The sequence below is a fragment of the Bradyrhizobium huanghuaihaiense genome, assembly GCF_007830635.1.
GTDB classification, from domain to species: Bacteria; Pseudomonadota; Alphaproteobacteria; order Rhizobiales; family Xanthobacteraceae; genus Bradyrhizobium; species Bradyrhizobium huanghuaihaiense.
On the sequence record NZ_VLLA01000006.1, the window covers coordinates 185,835 to 203,663 of the forward strand.

Consider the following 17,829-nt stretch of genomic DNA (forward strand, 5'->3'; position numbering starts at 1 on the left):
CACTGTGGAGATACCCTCTCCCCGGCCCTCCCCCGCAAGCGGGGGAGGGAGCGCACCTCCGTGGGGGCGATATTGGAGTCTCACAGCGTCAGACGCTAGACGATGCCCTCAGGCTACCGCCGCAGGAATCGGACGCGGGCTCACGACATATTCGCGCAAAACCTTGTCGTTGGCGTCGACTTCGATCAGCGCGACGTCGTAGGTCCAGAGATCGGCGAGGTGCTGGAGCACGCGCTTGGCGTCGGTCTCGTTGAGCTGCGAGCCCTTGATGACGTGGTGATGCAGGATCAGCCGGCGGTCGCCGGAGAGGTCGACGTCGACCACCTCGATATTGGCGTCGATGTAGCCGACGTCGTGCTGTCGCGCCAATTCGCGCCGGACGCGGCGGAAGCCGCGCTCGTCGTGGATGGCATCGACGCGGATGCCGGCGCGCTCCTCGGGGTCGTCGTGGAGATGGAACATGCGGAAGTGCCGCATCAATTTGGGGCTTAAGAACTGACCGATGAAGCTCTCGTCGCGGTAATTGGCCCAGACGTCGCGCAGCACGCCCATCACGTCGTTCTTGCCGGCGATGTCGGGGAACCATTCGCGGTCTTCGTCTTCGGGCCTCGTGACGATGCGCTCGATGTCCTGCATCATTGCGAAGCCGAGCGCATAGGGGTTGAAGCCCGAGAAGCGCTGATCGTCGAATTCGGGCTGGAACACCACGTTGGTGTGCGATCCCAGGAATTCGAGGAAGTTGCCGTCGGTGATGCGGCCCTGCTGGTGCAGCTGGGTCATGATGCGATAGTGGACGTAAGTCGCCGTCCCCTCGTTCATCACCTTGGTCTGGCTCTGCGGATAGAAATATTGCGCGATGTGGCGGACGATGCGCAAGAGCTCGCGCTGCCAGGGCGCCAGCCGCGGCGCGCTCTTCTCCAGGAAATAGAGCAGGTTCTCCTGCGGCAGGCCGAGCAGCTTGCGGCGCCGCTCGACGCTGAGCGCCGAACGGCTCTTGCTCTTGCCGGCCGGCACGGTGCGCCAGAGATCGTTGAAGACCTCTTCCTCGTGCTGGCGCCTGCGCCCTGCCCGCTTCTCCTCGGCGCGCAGATCCAGCTTCTTCTTGCCGGGATAGCGGTCGATGCCGTGCGACATCAGCGCATGCGCGGCGTCGAGTGTGCGCTCGACCTCGGTGCGGCCGTAGCGCTCCTCGCATTGCATGACGTAGTTCTTGGCGAAATCGAGATAGTCCAGGATGCCCTCGGCATCGGTCCACTGCTTGAACAGATAGTTGTTCTTGAAGAAGTGATTGTGCCCGAAGGCGGCGTGCGCGATCACCAGCGTCTGCATCGTCGCCGTGTTCTCCTCCATGAGGTAGGAGATGCAGGGCGAGGAGTTGATCACGATCTCATAGGCGAGGCCCATCAGGCCCTTGCGGTAGGAGGCCTCGTGGAAGGCGAAATGCTTGCCGAAGGACCAGTGCTTGTAGAACAAGGGCATGCCGACCGACGAGTAGGCATCCAGCATCTGCTCGGCGGTGATGACCTCGATCTGGTTCGGATAGACGTCGAGCCCGAGATCCTTCAACGCCACCTCTTCGCAGGCATCGGTGATACGCTGCAAGGTGCGAAAATCCCAATCCGCGCCTTCGAACAAACGTTCCGTCATGGAGCGGCTTTCTCCTGAGCAGTGTCGCGGCGCTGGAACAGGTCGTGGAACACCGGGAATATCTCGCTGCGCTCGGAGACCTTGCGCATCGAGAGCGGTGCGCCGCTGTTGCGCAGGCGCTCGTAGAGGGTCCAGAGCGAGGAGTCGGAGAGATCGAAGGCGCTGCCGCCGGATTCCCCGACCTCGAGATAGGCAAAGAACTGGCAGACCGGCAGGATCTTGTCGGTCAGCAGCAGGCCCGTGAGCTCGCCGTCGGAATAGGAATTGTCGCCGTCGGAGGCCTGCGCGGCGTAGATGTTCCAGTCCGAGGGATTGAAACGCTCGCGCACGATCTCGTGCATCGCCTGCAGCGCGCTGGAGACCAGCGTGCCGCCCGAGGCCGGGCCGTAGAAGAAGGTCTGCTCGTCCACCTCCTCGGCGCGGTCGGTGTGACGGATGAAGACGATCTCGACATGCTTGTAGCGCCGCTTCAGGAACACGTAGAGCAGCATGTAGAAGCGTTTTGCCAGATCCTTCATGTGCTCGGACATCGAGCCGGAGACGTCCATCAGGCAGAACATCACCGCCTGCGCGACCGGCTTCGGCACCATCTCGAAGCGGCGGTAGCGGATGTCGAGCGGATCGATGAAGGGAATGCGCTTGGACTTCGCTTTCAGCGCCTCGAGCCGGGCGATGAGCTCGGTACGCTCGTCCTCGTCGGTGCACGCGGCGATCGCCGCCTCCAGCTCCTCGATCTCCTCCTTGCGGGGACGCTTGAGCGCGATGCGGCGCGCCAACGCGAGCTTCACCGTGCGGCTCACCGAGATGTTGGCGGGTGAGCCCGACGTGGTGTAGCCGGCGCGCTGAATGCCTTCGCTCTCGGTCTGCGCGATCTTGCGCTTGGCGAGATCGGGCAGTTCGAGGTCGTCGAGGAAGAGATCGACGAATTCGTCGCGGGAAAGCACGAAGCGGAAGGCGTCCTCGCTGTCGCCTTCGCCGGGACCGGAGTCCTTGGCGCTGCCCTGGCCGGAACGCTGGAGATAGTCGCCCTCGATGAACTTCTTGTTCCCGGGCAGCACCATGTCCCGCGTTCCGCCTTCGCGGCGGAAACGCGGCTCATGCATCCCGTCGAGCGGAATCGTGACCTCACCACCCTCCAGGACGTCCTTGATGTCGCGATCCTGCGAGGTCTTCTTGACGGCGCCCTGCACCAGGGATTTGGCCCGACGCAAGAACCGCTGCCGGTTCTCAAGACTCTTGCCGCCTGGATTCAGGCGCCTGTCAATAATGTGAATGGCCACTTTCCCATCCGCCTCAACCGGCCTGCTTCACGCGCATGTACCATTCGACGAGCCGGCGAACCTGACGCTCGGTGTAGCCGCGCTCCACCATGCGTGCGACGAACTCGCCGTGCTTCTTCTCCGTCTCGCCGTCCTTCTTCGACCCGAAGGAGATGACCGGAAGCAGGTCCTCGACCTGGGAGAATATCCGCTTTTCGATCACGTCGCGAATCTTCTCGTAGGAGGTCCAGGTCGGATTCTTGCCACTGTTCTGAGCCCTGGCCCGTAACGAGAACTTGACCACCTCGTTCCGGAAATCCTTCGGATTGGCGATGCCGGCCGGCTTCTCGATCTTGGTCAATTCCTGGTTCAAAAGCTCGCGATCGAGCAACTGGCCGGTGTCGGGATCCTTGAAATCCTGATCCTCGATCCAGGCATCGGCGTAATCCACGTAGCGGTCGAACAGATTCTGGCCGTAATCCGAGTAGGATTCGAGATAAGCCTTCTGGATCTCGTTGCCGATGAACTCGGCATAGCGCGGTGCCAGCTCCGCCTTGATGAACTCCAGGTAACGTTTCTCGGTTTCCTCCGGCAGCTGCTCGCGGCGGATCGACTGCTCCAGCGCATACATCAGGTGCACGGCATCGGCGGCGACCTCCTGCGGATCGTGGTTGAAGGTCGCAGCCAGGATCTTGAAGGCAAAGCGCGTGGACACGCCGTCCATGCCCTCGTCGACGCCGGCGGCATCGCGATATTCCTGGACGCTGCGCGCCTTCGGATCGGATTCCTTCAGGCTTTCGCCGTCATAGACCCGCATCTTGCCGAACAGCGTGGAATTCTCGTGCTTGCGCAGACGCGACATCACCGAGAACCGCGCCATCGTTTCCAGTGTCGACGGCGCGCACGGCGCAGACGCCAGCTCCGAGCCCTGGATCAGCTTCTCGTAGATCTTCTGCTCTTCGGTGACCCGCAGCACGTACGGCACCTTGATCACGCAGATGCGGTCGATGAAGGCCTCGTTGTTCTTGTTGGCCTTGAAGCTCGCCCACTCCGCCTCGTTGGAGTGCGCCAGGATCACGCCGGTGAACGGGATCGCGCCGATATTCTCGGTGCCGATGTAATTGCCCTCCTGCGTCGCGGTGAGCAGCGGGTGCAGCATCTTGATCGGCGCCTTGAACATCTCGACGAATTCAAGGATGCCCTGGTTGGCGCGATTGAGGCCACCCGAATAGCTGTAGGCGTCGGGATCGTTCTGCGCGTAGGTCTCGAGCTTGCGGATGTCGACCTTGCCGACCAGCGACGAGATGTCCTGGTTGTTCTCGTCACCCGGCTCGGTCTTGGAGACCGCGATCTGGCGCAGCCGCGACGGCTGGATCTTGGCGACGCGGAATTGCGAGATATCGCCGCCGAAGGCTTCCAGTCGCTTGTAGCACCACGGGCTCATCAGGCCGGTGAGACGCCGGCGCGGAATGCCGTATTTCTCCTCCAGCATCGGCCCGAGATGATCGGGATCGAACAGGCTGAGCGGGCTTTCGAACACGGGCGAGAGTTCATCGCCGGCCTTGAGCACGTAGATCGGCTGCACTTCCATCAGCGACTTGAGCCGCTCGGCGAGCGAGGATTTGCCGCCGCCCACGGGGCCGAGCAGATAGAGGATCTGCTTGCGCTCCTCCAAGCCCTGCGCTGCGTGCCGGAAGAAACCGACGATACGCTCGATGGTTTCTTCCATGCCGTAGAAGCCGGCGAAGGCCGGATAGGTGCGGATGGTGCGGTTCAAAAAAATACGGCCAAGGCGTGGGTCCTTGGCCGTGTCAATCGTCTGCGGATCGCCGATCGCTGCTAGCAGTCGTTCGGCCGCGTTTGCGTATTTCATGGGATCGCTTCGACACGATTCCAGATATTCCGCCATCGACATGTCGTGCTGGCTTCTCGCCTCGAACGACCGAGCGAAAGCGTTGAATAGAGAATCGTTGTACATGATCCCTCTCCGCGTGAGTTCCGCTACAAGCTGAAACGAAAGCAGTTACCGGAGCGTTCCTCAGGCCGTTTCGAATCAGCGTGAGCACATGACGATCATTGGACACCCGGGGACCGACTCGACGCAACGCACAACGTAGGCAACCGGGTGAGTTACGAACAGGCACCTGCCTGTTATTTATGCGAATCTATGTATATCTTCGCTCATTTCCAGAAAATGTCACTCGGCCGCCACATCCGGGCATTACCGGGGATCAGCTCATCCGGCGGTGCAGCATAGCCGTCGGCCGGCGGCAGCTTTATGACGCTTGTACGGCCAAGCCTTGTGCACCGGAGCCTTGTGCACCCGAGCCTTGCGTGCCTTGATCGCGGTCTCGCCGCAATGCGGTGCGTGCATCGCTGGCGGCATGGCACTCACGGCAAGCGCGCAGCAATGTATCAAAATCGGTCGCCAGTCCCTCGGTGGAAATGGCGATCCGATCGTCCCGCGCGCCGCGCGATGTCGCCCGCCTCCTGCCGCGGATAGAGGAGAGCTGCCGCTGCAACGCCGGCGTCGGCGTCAGCACGATCAATCTGTGCCCGCGGCGATCCTCGGCCGAAATCTCCGCAATCGACTCCCACAGCAGAAATTCATTGCCGATGCGGAGATCGCGGATGCCGTAGGGGGTGACGATCACCACCGGTCCACGTTCGCCGGGAAGCAGCCAGATCAGCCAGCCGGTGATCAGGCCGAACACCGCAACGCCGGCATAGCCGACCGTCGTGTCGTAATCGCCGAGGCTGTCCCACCAGTCGAAGGCGAGGCTGGCGCTGAACAGGATCATCGCGAACCCCGCCGCGACCAGCAGTCGCAAGCGCGTGGTGCATTGGTTGATTTCGAGATCGTAGGGCACATCGATGCGCACAGTCGGCGTGATCGATTGCGGGCTGTCGGAGACGGCGGGCGGAGGGCCGTCAGGATGTACTTGCATGCTTTCCCCCAGCACGGCCATTCGCGACCGGTTCACCAACGATCGGGCAGACCGGAATCTGCTGACGACACGCTGTGCAGCGGCCGACAGACGTTACGCAACCAGACCTCGGCCGAACCTTTCCGGCCAACGACTTTTTACGCAACACAGCCACTGCCGCCTGGATCGCCATGATCGCGACGGAGTTACACTGAGAGTATGACGCTCAGACCCTTGATTGGTTCCCTCCCGGGTGCATGTAAGCTAGAGGATAGCGCGTCAGGACCGGCGCGGAAACCCCTCGCCCGCAGGCTTGGAGATAAATAAGCATCATGAATCCCGTCAAAGAACTGGAAAAGCACGGACAGGCCGTCTGGCTGGACTTCCTGGCCCGCGGTTTCATCGCCAAGGGCGACCTGAAGCGGCTGATCGATACCGATGGCGTCAAGGGCGTCACCTCGAACCCGTCGATCTTCGAGAAGGCGATCGGCAGTTCGGACGAATACGACGCCCCGATCGGCAAGGCGCTGAAGCGCGGCGACCGGACCGTGGCCGACCTGTTCGAGGCCGTCGCGGTCGAGGACATCCAGAATGCCGCCGACGTGCTGCGCCCGGTCTATGACCGCCTCAAGGGCGGTGACGGCTATGTCAGCCTGGAAGTCTCGCCCTATCTGGCGATGGACACCGCCGGCACCGTCGCTGAGGCACGGCGGCTGTGGAAGGACGTTGGCCGCAAGAACCTGATGGTGAAGGTGCCGGCGACGCCCGAGGGCCTGCCGGCGATCGAGACGCTGATCGGCGACGGCATCAGCATCAACATCACGCTGCTGTTCTCCAAGGCGGTCTATCTCGAGGTGGCCGAGGCCTATCTGGCGGGTCTCGAAAAATACGTCGCCGGCGGCGGCGATCCGTCGCACGTCGCCAGCGTGGCGAGCTTCTTCGTCAGCCGCATCGACTCGGTGGTCGACAAGCAGCTCGACGAGAAGATCGCGCGCGCCAACGATCCGTCCGAGAAGGAGCGGCTCGCCGCGCTGAAGGGCAAGGTCGCAATCGCCAATGCCAAGGTCGCCTACCAGGATTACAAGCGCCTGTTCTCGGGTCCGCGCTGGGAGAAGCTCGCCGCCAAGGGCGCCAAGCCGCAGCGCATGCTGTGGGCGTCAACCGGCACCAAGAACAAGGACTACAGCGACGTCCTCTATGTCGAGGAGCTGATCGGCCCCGACACCATCAACACCGTGCCGCCGGCAACGCTGGATGCGTTCCGCGACCACGGCAAGCCGCGCGACAGCCTGGAAGAGAATGTCGAGGACGCAAGGCGCGTGCTGGAGGAGCTGGAGCGCTCCGGCATCTCACTGGATGCGATCACCGAGGAGCTGGTCAGGGACGGCGTCAAGCTGTTTGCGGATGCCGCCGACAAGCTCTACGGCGCGGTCGCCCACAAGCGCGCCACCGTGCTCGGGCCGGCGCTCGATCGCCAGCAGCTTTCGCTCGGCGACGGCCTCGGCAAGGCTGTCGCCAAGAGCACCGAGGAATGGCGTGCCTCGGCAAAAATCCGCAGGCTCTGGCAGCGCGACAAGTCGGTCTGGACCGGCACCGACGAGGACAAATGGCTCGGCTGGCTCGACAGCGCCGCCAAGGCAGACGTTGCCGACTACGAGGATTATGCGGGCCGCGTGAAGGGCCAGAAATTCTCCGACGCCGTCGTGCTCGGCATGGGCGGATCGAGCCTCGGACCCGAGGTGCTGGCCGAGACCTTTGGCAAGAAGCCGGGCTTCCCCAAGCTGCACGTGCTTGACTCCACCGATCCGGCGCAGGTGCGGGCGATGGAAGACAAGATCGACATCGCCAACACCGTGTTCATCGTCTCCAGCAAGTCCGGCGGCACCACCGAGCCGAACGCGATGAAGGATTATTTCCATGATCAGGTTGCCAAGGCGGTCGGCCCCAAGGTGAAGACCGGCCATCGCTTCATCGCGGTGACCGATCCCGGCTCGTCGCTGGAGAAGGCGGCGAAGACGCTGAACTATGCCCGTATCTTCCATGGCGAGCCCTCGATCGGCGGACGCTATTCGGTGCTCTCGCCGTTCGGCCTGGTGCCGGCGGCAACTGCCGGCATCGACGTCAAGACCTTCGTCAAGCATGCGCTTGCGATGGCGCGCTCGTGCGGACCGGACGTGCCGCCGTCCGAAAACCCGGGCGTGCAGCTCGGCCTTGCCATGGGATTGGCCGCGCTCGATGGCCGCGACAAGGTGACGATCCTGTCATCGAAGAAGATCGCCGATTTCGGCGCCTGGGCCGAGCAGCTGATCGCGGAATCGACCGGCAAGGAGGGCAAGGGCCTGATCCCGATCGACGGCGAGCCGCTGGGCGATCCTTCGGTCTATGGCAATGACCGCTTCTTCATCGACATCCGCATCGACGGCGAAGCTGACGCTGCACACGACTCCCAGCTTGCCGCGATCGAAGCGGCCGGCCATCCCTTGGTGCGCATCGTCATGAAGTCGATCGAGCATCTCGGCCAGGAGTTCTTCCGCTTCGAGCTGGCCACGGCCGTGGCAGGCTCGATCCTCGGCATCAACCCGTTCGACCAGCCCGACGTGGAAGCGGCCAAGATCAAGACCCGCGAGCTCACGGCGTCGTTCGAGAAGACCGGCAAGCTGCCGGCAGAAGAACCGGTGGTCAGCACCAAGGAAGCCGATCTCTACACCGACGAGGCCAACGCCACGGCGCTGCGCGCTGCCGGCGCCAATGGCGACCTCACGTCCTGGCTGAAGGCGCATCTGTCGCGCTCGGGCGAGGGCGACTATGTCGCCCTGCTCGGCTACATCGCGCGCGACAAGGCGACGATCGATGCGCTCCAGGCGATGCGGCTCGAGGTGCGCGAGAAGCGGCATGTCGCGACCTGTGCCGAGTTCGGCCCGCGCTTCCTGCACTCCACGGGCCAGGCCTATAAGGGCGGGCCCGACAGCGGCGTGTTCCTCCAGATCACCGCCGACGACGCCAAGGACCTGGCGGTGCCGGGCCAGAAGGCGAGCTTCGGCGTGATCAAGGCGGCGCAGGCGCGCGGCGATTTCGACGTGCTCACCGAACGCGGGCGGCGCGCGCTGCGTGTCCACCTGAAGGGCGGGCTCAAGAAGGGTCTCGCGGCGCTCAATGCGGCGCTCAACGACGCACTGAATTAAGGGAACCTCTCACATGCAACTCGGCATGATCGGCCTCGGCCGGATGGGCGGCAACATCGTTCGCCGCTTGATGCGCCAGGGACATTCGACCGTGGTCTACGACAAGGACGCCAAGGCCGTCGCGGGCCTTGCCGCAGACGGCGCAGTCGGCTCGGCGACTCTGGAAGAGTTCATCTCCAAGCTCGAGCGTCCGCGCACGGCCTGGGTGATGCTGCCGGCGGGGCGCATCACCGAGGCGACGATCGACACCATCGCGGGCGTGATGCAGGAAGGCGACGTCATCATCGACGGCGGCAACACCTTCTGGCAGGACGACGTCCGCCGCGGCAAGGCGCTGAAGGCGCGCGGCATCCACTATGTCGACGTCGGCACGTCGGGCGGCGTGTGGGGCCTCGACCGCGGCTATTGCATGATGATCGGCGGCGAGAAGCAGGTGGTGGACCGGCTCGATCCGATCTTTGCTGCGCTTGCGCCCGGCGCCGGCGACATTCCGCGCACCGAAGGACGCGAGGGGCGCGATCCCCGCATCGAGCAGGGCTACATCCATGCCGGCCCCGTCGGCGCCGGGCACTTCGTCAAGATGATCCACAACGGCGTCGAATACGGCCTGATGCAGGCCTATGCCGAAGGTTTCGACATTCTCAAGAACGCCAATATCGACGCCCTGCCGGCGGATCATCGCTATGATTTCGATCTCGCCGACATCGCCGAAGTGTGGCGGCGCGGCAGCGTGATTCCATCCTGGTTGCTCGACCTCACCTCGACCGCGCTCGCCGACAGCCCGCTTCTGTCGGAATATTCGGGCTTCGTGGAGGATTCCGGCGAAGGACGCTGGACCGTGAATGCCGCGATCGACGAGGCCGTGCCGGCCGAAGTCCTGACCGCGGCGCTCTACACACGTTTCCGTTCCCGCAAGGAACACACCTTCGCCGAAAAAATTCTCTCCGCCATGCGCGCGGGTTTCGGCGGCCACAAGGAGCCGAAGCAGCCGGGCGCTTCGAAACCAGAGTAACAAGTAACAGAGCGAAGGCCGATCGTTCGTGACAAAAGACCCGCAAGCCAAGCGCAAGCCGGAAAACTGCGCCTTCGTCATCTTCGGCGTCACCGGTGATCTCACCCATCGCCTGGTGATGCCGTCGCTCTACAATCTGGCAGCGGAGCACCTGCTGCCGGAAAAATTCTGCGTCGTCGGCGTGGCCCGCAGAGGCCAGTCGGATGACGAGCTGCGCGACAGCCTGCTGAAGGGACTGCACCAGTTCGCGACCCGTCCTGTGGACGACGACGTCGCAAAGAAGCTGCTGGAATGCGTGACCTTCGTCGAGGCTGATCCGAAGGATCCCCCATCCTTCGACCGCTTGCGCGAGCATCTGGATTCGCTGGAATGCGCGCAGGACACCGGCGGCAACCGGCTGTTCTACCTGGCAACGCCGCCCGCGGCGTTTGCGCCGACCGCGCGCGAGCTCGGCCGCACCGGCATGATGAAGGAGAACGGCGCCTGGCGGCGGCTCGTGATCGAAAAGCCGTTCGGCACCGACCTCGCCTCGGCGCGTGCGCTGAACGGCGAACTGCTCAAGATCATGGACGAGCACCAGATCTACCGGATCGATCATTACCTCGGCAAGGAGACGGTGCAGAACATCCTGGTGCTGCGCTTTGCCAACGGCATGTTCGAGCCGATCTGGAATCGCAACCACATCGACCACATCCAGATCACCGTGGAGGAGAAGCTCGGCGTCGGCCATCGCGGCGGCTTCTACGACGCCACCGGCGCGCTGCGCGACATGGTGCCGAACCATCTGTTCCAGCTGATGTCGCTGGTGGCGATGGAGCCCCCTGCACGTTTCGACGCACATTCCGTGCGCTCCGAGAAGGCCGACGTCCTCACATCGATCCAGCAGCCAAGCCGGGAAGAGGCGCTGAAGAATTCGGTGCGCGCGCAGTATCTCGCCGGCCGCAATGGCGACGGCGCGATCACGGACTATCGCAAGACCGAGGACGTCAAGCCCGACAGCACCACCGAGACCTTTGTCGCGCTCAAGCTGATGATCGACAATTGGCGCTGGGCCGGCGTCCCCTTTTACCTGCGCACCGGCAAGGCGCTGGGTCACAAGCGCACCGAAGTCGCGATCAAGTTCAAGCAGGCGCCGCTGTCGATGTTTTCGGGCACGGACGTCGATCGCCTGTCGCAGAACTTTCTCACCATCGGCATCGCGCCGACCGAGACCATCGAGCTGCAGTTCAACGCCAAGATTCCGGGACCGAGCATCACCATCGACGGCGTCGAGATGAAGTTCCGCTACGGCGACTATTTCCGGGCCGATCCCTCGACCGGCTACGAGACGCTGATCTACGACTGCATGATCGGCGACAACATCCTGTTCCAGCGCGCCGACGGCATCGAGGCCGGATGGCAGGCCGTGCAGCCGTTCCTGGATGCCTGGAAAAGCGAAGGCACCAACGGCATCGAGACCTATGAAGCCGGCAGCGACGGCCCCGCCTGCGCCGACGAGCTGCTCCGGCGCGACGGGCGAAGCTGGCGGAAATTTTCGTGATTGCGGCCGGACAGCCGAAGCTGATCGTCGCAGCCGATGCCGAGGCGCTGGCGCAGACCGCGGCCGAACGGGTGATGGCGCGGATCGGCGCCAACCCCTCGCGTATCGCGATCTGCCTCACCGGCGGGTCAAGCCCGAAAAAGCTCTATCAATTGCTCGGCAGCGACGCCTGCCGCGACAAAATCCCATGGGACCGCGCGCACTGGTTCATCGGCGACGAGCGGTTCGTGCCTGAAAGCGATCCTCTCAACAACATGGCGGTGGTGCGGGCGGCATTTCTCGATCGCAATGCGCCTGCCGGCCATATCCACCCGATCCCGACCACGGCCGGGAATCCCGATGGCGGCGCCCAGGCCTATGCACGCGAGCTGCAGGCCTTCTATGGCGCAGACCAGCTCGATCCGGCGCGGCCGCTGTTCGACCTGGTCCTGATGGGCGCAGGCCCGGACGGCCACACCGCCTCGCTGTTTCCCGGCTTTCCCGAGATCGAGGAGACCCGGCGCTGGGTCGTCGGCGTTCCCGAGGCGAACGTCGCGCCCTTCGTGCCGCGCGTCTCGCTCACCCTGCCCGCTCTGGCCTCCTGCCACGAAATGCTGTTCGAGATTGCCGGGCACGACAAGCAGGCGATCTTGACGCGCCTCCTCAATGGCGAGAATCTGCCGGCCTTACGCGCGCGCTCGAATGGTGAGACCGTCTGGCTGGTCGACAGGGCCGCGCTTCCGGAGGAAATTCGTGGGCCGCGTTGAAGCACCTTGTGCGTTGATCGTGATGGGCGTGTCGGGTTCGGGCAAGAGCACGGTTGCAGGGGCGCTCGGCGAGCGGCTCGGCTGGCGCTTCGAGGACGGCGACAGCTTCCATCCCGCCAGCAATGTCGAGAAGATGCGGGCCGGCCATCCCCTCACCGACGAGGACCGCTGGCCCTGGCTCAACGCCATCGCCGACGAGATCGAGCAGGTGTGCGGACGCGGCGGGCATGTCATCATCGCCTGCTCGGCGTTGAAGCATACCTATCGCGACGTGCTGCTGCGCGGACGAGACGACGTCCGCTTCATCTTCCTGAAGGGCACGAAAGAGCTGATCGCCGAGCGGCTCGCGCAGCGCAAGGGCCATTTCATGCCGCCCGGGCTGCTGACGAGCCAGTTCGACACGCTGGAGCCGCCGGAAGCAGGCGAGCACGTCCTCACCGTCTCGATCGACGAGACGGTCGAGGCCATCGTGGACGGCATCGTACGGCAATTGAAACTGGGCGGGGCAATACCCAAGGTTCTGCCATGACCCCCATCTCACTCGTGGTCTCCGACGTCGACGGCACGCTGCTGACGAAAGACAAGACGCTGACCGAGCGTGCGCGGAGCGCGGTGCAACGGCTGCACCAGGCCGGCATCGGCTTCACCATCACCTCCAGCCGCCCTGCAATCGGCATGCGTTTCCTGATCGAGCCGCTGGCGCTGTGGTTGCCGGTCGGCCCGTTCAACGGCTCCTCGATCGTCGATCCCGAGATGCGGCCGGTCGAGCAGCACCTGATTCCGCCGGGTGCTGCCGAGCGGTCCTTGCAGATCCTCCGCGACTACGGCGCGGACATCTGGCTGTTCACCACCGACAAATGGCTGATCGACAATCCTGATGGTAAATACGTCGCGCATGAGCGGCACACGATCCGCTCCGATCCGACCATCGTGACGGATTTTTCGCCGTACGTTGCGAGCGCCTGCAAGATCGTCGGCGCCAGCGCCGACGCGGCCGGGCTCGCGGCTTGCGAGAAGGCGATGCAGGAGGCGCTCGGCAGCGCGGCCACCGCGGTGCGTTCGCAGACCTATTATCTCGACATCACGCCGCCCGGCTTCAACAAGGGCACCTTCGTCGAGGCCATGGCCAGGCGCCTCGACATCTCGACCGACGCGGTCGCGACCATCGGCGACATGCAGAACGACCTCCCGATGTTCCGCGTCAGCGGCACCTCGATCGCCATGGGCAACGCCGCCGACAACGTCAAGGACGAGGCGACCCACGTCACAGGGAGCAACGAGCAGGACGGTTTTGCCGAGGCGATGGAGATGATCTTGAAGCGGAACGGGGTGGGCTGAGCGGGCCGCGGGTTCGCTCAACCTCTCCCGCTCGCGGGAGAGGTCGCCGCGTAGCGGCGGGTGAGGGTTTTCTCCTCTCGGGGGTTCTCGCCTGCGGAAGCACCCCCACCCCAGCCCTCCCCCGCAAGCGGGAGAGGGAGCGCACTTCCGCTCTGGATACACGCAAGGCTAATCCAAATTCACTACTTCGAACGCTGCATCGCCGGCTTCTCGCTTCTCTGCCTCGCCGCCGAAAGATTATGCGCCGTGTTGATCAGTGCGATGTGGGTCAGCGCCTGCGGGAAGTTGCCGGTCTGGCGGCGGGCCGCGGAGTCGTATTCTTCGGCGAGTAGCCCGACATCGTTCGCAACGCCAACCACGCGATCGAACAAGACCTGTGCCCTGTCGAGATGGCCCGACAGCACATAGGCGTCAGCCAGCCACAGGCTGCAGGCGAGGAACGCGCCTTCGAGCGGCGGCTGGCCCGCGGGCACTTCGCGCGGATCGTGCCGCAGCACGAAACCGTCGCGCATCAGGCACGTCTCGACCGCTACGATGGTGCCCCGGATGCGCCGGTCTTCGGCCGGCAGAAAGCCGACCGCCGGCAGCAGCAGCACGCTGGCATCGAGCAGTTTTGAGCCGTAGGACTCGACGAAAGCGTTCTCCTCGGCATCGAATCCGTTGTTGCAGACGTCGCAATGAATGGCTTCGCGCAAGGTGCGCCAATGCAGCAGCGGCGCCTTGAAGCCAAAAGTCTCGGCGCTCTTGATGCCGCGGTCGAAGGCGACCCAGGTCATGACCTTCGAGAAGACGTAGTGCCGGGGCTGCCCGCGGCGCTCCCAGATGCCGTGGTCGGGCCGGTCCCAGACTTCGGCGAGATGGTTGAGCACGTTGCATTCCAGCGCCCAGCTCTCCTCGTCGAGCTTCAGCTTGGCCATGCGCGACTGGTGGAAGGCGTCGATCAGCTCGCCGTAGACGTCGAGCTGGAGCTGCGCATGCGCGGCGTTGCCAACACGCACCGGCCGCGCGCCCTCATAGCCGGCGAGCCAGGCTGCTTCCCATTCCAGCAGCCGCCGCTGGCCCCAGATGCCGTACATGATCTGCATGTTCGACGGCGAGCCGGCGGCCGCGCGCAGCAGCCAATTGTGCCAGGCCGACGCTTCCTCGGTGTAGCCCGAGTTCATCAGCGCCAGCAGCGTGAAGGTGGCATCGCGCAGCCAGCAGAAGCGGTAGTCCCAATTCCTGGCGCCGCCGAGCTTCTCCGGCAGGGAGGTGGTGGGCGCCGCGACGATGCCGCCGGTGGGGGCGAAGGTCAGAGCCTTCAGCGTGATCAGCGAGCGCACGATCAGGTCGTGATAATCGCCGTCGCGGGTGCAATGGCTGCACCAATCTTGCCAGAAATTCTCGGTTTCCTTAAGCGCGACCTCAGGATCAATCGGCCCGGGCGGCTCGATATGCGAGGGACCGTAGGTCAGGACGAAGGGAATGGTCTCGCCTGCCCTCACCTCGAAGTCCGACACCGTGGTCAGATCCTCGCCGCGGGTCTCGACCGGCGTGCGCAGCACCGTCATGTCCTGGCCGGCGACCGCAAGCAAGGCGTGGTCGATCCGCCGCACCCAGGGAATGTCGACGCCGAAGCCGAAGCGGATGACGAGCTCCATTCGCATCTTGACGGTGCCGCCGACGCCGCGGACCAGACGCACGATGTCGGACGCCTTGCCCCGCGGCGGCATGAAGTCGATCAACGCGACCGTGCCGCTTTCGGTCTCAAACCGCGTTTCAAGGATGAGGGTATTGCCGAGATAGCGGCGCGAGATCGCGGTGACGTCCTCGCTTGGCGCGACCAGCCAGCGGCCATTCTTGCGGTTGCCGAGGATCGCGGCAAAGCAGGCGTCGGAATCGAAGGCCGGCCAGCACAGCCAGTCGATCGAGCCGTTGCGCCCGACCAGCGCCGCGGTCTCGCAGTCGCCGATCAGCGCATAGTCCTCGATCCTCTGCGTCAATGTCGTACGAGCCTGGGAAGCCCCGGCTGTTCAACTCCCGCCGGTCAGGGAACGTTCCCGCGTCGCCGCTCTCAAGGCCGTGAGATCAACCTTCGAGGCGATCTTGTCGAGTGCGACTGGAAGGCGCTGGCGCCAGTTCGGATGTTCGTCGATCGTGCCGGGAATGTTGGGCTGGTCGATCACGCCGAGCAGATCCTCCATGGACACCGCGAGCAGGCGCGAGGGCGTGCGCGACAGGAAGGCGAGCACCGAATAGAGGTCGTTGGCATTGATGCCGTTCTGCCGCAAAATCTCGTCGAGCGCACCGAGCGCGTCCCAGCGGGCCTGGTCGTTCTCGCCGGGATCGAGCCCGAGCGAGCGCTTCATCTTGAGATCGCTGAAGGAACGCCAGCCCGCATAGGTGCACAAATCATGCGTGTTCAGCGTCACCAGCGCGTTGGGCCGGTAGTGATCGATATTGCGGAAATGGCCGCTATCGTCGCGCTCGAACATCATGACGAGATAGGACCAGATGCCGAAATCCTGCATGGTCTCGCGAAAACCTTCCGGCACGGTGCCGAGGTCCTCGCCGATCACGATGCATTTGTGGGCCGCGCTCTCGCGCACCACCGCGGCGAGCAGCGCCTCGAACGGCATCTGCACATAGGCGCCGTTGTCCGGCTTGAAGCCGCGCGGCACGAGATAAAGCCGCTTCAAGCCGAGCACGTGGTCAAGCCGGATGGCGCCGGCGTGGCGCATCGAGGCCGCCAGCATGTGGGCGAACGGCACGAAGGATTGCGCCTCGAGGCCACCGGCGTTGAAGCCGGCGAGGCCCCAGTCCTGGCCGATGGTGTTGAGCACGTCGGGCGGAGCGCCGACGGCGAGGTGGCGGGAAATCGCGGTCTGCTCGTTCCAGGCATCGAAGCCGTTCGACTGCACGCCGACGGCAACGTCGAGATAGAGCCCGACGCGCATGCCGAGCTGGCCGGCCAGCTCCTTGGCGGCATGCAATTGGCTGTCGGCCGTCCATTGCACGAATTCGACGAACTCGACATCGCGCTTATCAGGGCCATTGCGCAATTCGGCGCATTTGGCTTCGTCCGGCTGTTGCCATTCGGACGGCCATTCCCACCACGGCCGGTTGAAGCGATGCCGCAGCACCTCGAAGCAGGCAAAGCGGGACAATAGCGGCGCGCGGGCGGCGCGGAAGGCATCGAACTCCTTGCGGCGTGCCGCGCTCGCGCTCATCACGAAGCTGTTGAAGGCCGCGCGCAAGGCCAGCCATTTCAGGGCCGCCATGTCGGCATAGGGCACACGGTCGCCTTCACGCAGACGCGCGGCGGTCGCGGCCGCATCGGGGACGAGATCAGCGGAAAATTCCGGGATCGCCTCGACGTCGATATAGAGCGGATTGAGGAACAGCCGGCTGTTCGGCGAATAGGGGCTGCAATCGGCCGGCTGGTCGTCGAACAACACATGCAGCGGATTGAGGCCGACGCCGTCGGCGCCGAGTTGCCTGGCGAGCCGGACGAGACCGGCGAGATCGGTGAAATCGCCGATGCCCCAATTGCGGTTCGAACGGACGCTATAGAGCTGCACCGCGAGCAGCCAACCGCGATCGAAATCGCCGCCGAAGGCGCGCTCGGGCGCCACGATCATCGGCACCTCTTCGGTCGCGCCCCCGGCATCCGTCAGGGTCAGGCGGTGGTAGCCGAGCGGCAGGCCGGCAGGCCAGGCGATGACCGGCTCGCGTGTCTCGCCTTCCGCGATCACATTGCCGTTGCCGACGATCTTCCATTGCAGCGGCGGCGTCCCGGTTGCCGCGAGTTCGGTGCGCGGATGTCCGAGGGCGCGCACCACGACCGGCCCGCTGACGAAGCGGTAGACCCGCTTCTCCGGCAGGGCATCGAGGATGGATTTGAGCGCCTCGGGCGCGGTGACCCGCAGCTTGCCGAGGGCGTCAATGAATTCGGACTGAACGCCCTTGATCCGGGCTTGAGCTAAAAGATCCATTCGGCACGCAGCTTGCAGGCCATTATTTGGCCGGGGGCAGGGATTTTAACGAGGTCGCGGAAGAGGTTAGTCAGGGGTAACTCGCAAACTGCGCTTGCCGTTCCCCAGGGAACCAATGACACACAAGCGGCTTTCTATAATGGTACCAAGCGTGGGTTCCCGACAAGGGAAACGGGCTCCTGCTTTCTTGTCAATGGCATCACC

12 protein-coding genes are annotated in these 17,829 nt (G+C 64.2%); 6 read left to right on the top strand and 6 right to left on the bottom strand.

Annotated elements, in window-relative coordinates:
* Window positions 1–108 precede the first annotated feature (108 nt).
* The 4 genes from IQ16_RS15450 to IQ16_RS15465 form a co-directional block, all read right to left on the bottom strand.
* Complete coding sequence (locus tag IQ16_RS15450) at window positions 109–1,647, bottom strand: SpoVR family protein (protein ID WP_018641092.1); 1,539 nt, start codon at window positions 1,645–1,647, stop codon at window positions 109–111.
* On the bottom strand, window positions 1,644–2,921 hold the full coding sequence (locus tag IQ16_RS15455) for a YeaH/YhbH family protein (protein ID WP_026311712.1): 1,278 nt from the start codon (window positions 2,919–2,921) through the stop codon (window positions 1,644–1,646). The genes IQ16_RS15450 and IQ16_RS15455 overlap by 4 nt, the downstream gene beginning before the upstream one ends.
* A gap of 19 nt (window positions 2,922–2,940) precedes the next feature.
* Window positions 2,941–4,884 carry a PrkA family serine protein kinase gene (locus tag IQ16_RS15460; protein ID WP_018641094.1) on the bottom strand — a complete coding sequence of 648 codons (1,944 nt, stop codon included), beginning with the start codon at window positions 4,882–4,884 and terminating at the stop codon, window positions 2,941–2,943.
* Between the two features lie 298 nt (window positions 4,885–5,182).
* Window positions 5,183–5,875 carry an STM3941 family protein gene (locus IQ16_RS15465; protein WP_018641095.1) on the bottom strand — a complete coding sequence of 231 codons (693 nt, stop codon included), beginning with the start codon at window positions 5,873–5,875 and terminating at the stop codon, window positions 5,183–5,185.
* A 290-nt stretch (window positions 5,876–6,165) separates the two neighbouring features.
* Between IQ16_RS15465 and IQ16_RS15470 the strand changes: the two genes are divergently transcribed.
* From IQ16_RS15470 to IQ16_RS15495, 6 genes are read left to right on the top strand one after another with little or no spacing between them, the layout of a single operon-like run.
* On the top strand, window positions 6,166–9,015 hold the full coding sequence (locus IQ16_RS15470; protein ID WP_018641096.1) for a bifunctional transaldolase/phosoglucose isomerase: 2,850 nt from the start codon (window positions 6,166–6,168) through the stop codon (window positions 9,013–9,015).
* Between the two features lie 13 nt (window positions 9,016–9,028).
* The gene (gene gnd / locus IQ16_RS15475) at window positions 9,029–10,027 is read left to right on the top strand and encodes a phosphogluconate dehydrogenase (NAD(+)-dependent, decarboxylating) (protein WP_018641097.1); all 999 of its coding nucleotides are present in this window, start codon (window positions 9,029–9,031) and stop codon (window positions 10,025–10,027) included.
* A gap of 28 nt (window positions 10,028–10,055) precedes the next feature.
* Window positions 10,056–11,567: a glucose-6-phosphate dehydrogenase gene (gene zwf / locus IQ16_RS15480; protein WP_018641098.1), complete on the top strand. Its 1,512-nt coding sequence runs from the start codon at window positions 10,056–10,058 to the stop codon at window positions 11,565–11,567.
* Window positions 11,564–12,313, top strand: a complete 750-nt coding sequence (gene pgl, locus IQ16_RS15485) for a 6-phosphogluconolactonase (RefSeq protein WP_026311713.1) — start codon at window positions 11,564–11,566, stop codon at window positions 12,311–12,313. Before zwf ends, pgl begins: the two co-directional genes overlap by 4 nt.
* Window positions 12,300–12,842: a gluconokinase gene (locus tag IQ16_RS15490; RefSeq protein WP_026311714.1), complete on the top strand. Its 543-nt coding sequence runs from the start codon at window positions 12,300–12,302 to the stop codon at window positions 12,840–12,842. Before pgl ends, IQ16_RS15490 begins: the two co-directional genes overlap by 14 nt.
* A complete protein-coding gene (locus IQ16_RS15495; protein WP_018641099.1) occupies window positions 12,839–13,651 on the top strand; it encodes a Cof-type HAD-IIB family hydrolase in 813 nt (270 codons plus the stop codon). Before IQ16_RS15490 ends, IQ16_RS15495 begins: the two co-directional genes overlap by 4 nt.
* Before the next feature lie 182 nt (window positions 13,652–13,833).
* Here IQ16_RS15495 and IQ16_RS15505 read toward each other — a convergent pair whose 3' ends face one another.
* Complete coding sequence (locus IQ16_RS15505) at window positions 13,834–15,633, bottom strand: glycoside hydrolase family 15 protein (RefSeq protein WP_018641100.1); 1,800 nt, start codon at window positions 15,631–15,633, stop codon at window positions 13,834–13,836.
* 30 nt (window positions 15,634–15,663) lie between these two features.
* Window positions 15,664–17,625 (bottom strand): 4-alpha-glucanotransferase, encoded by a 1,962-nt coding sequence (gene malQ / locus IQ16_RS15510; RefSeq protein ID WP_018641101.1) that lies wholly within the window; start codon window positions 17,623–17,625, stop codon window positions 15,664–15,666.
* Between the last annotated feature and the right edge of the window lie 204 nt (window positions 17,626–17,829).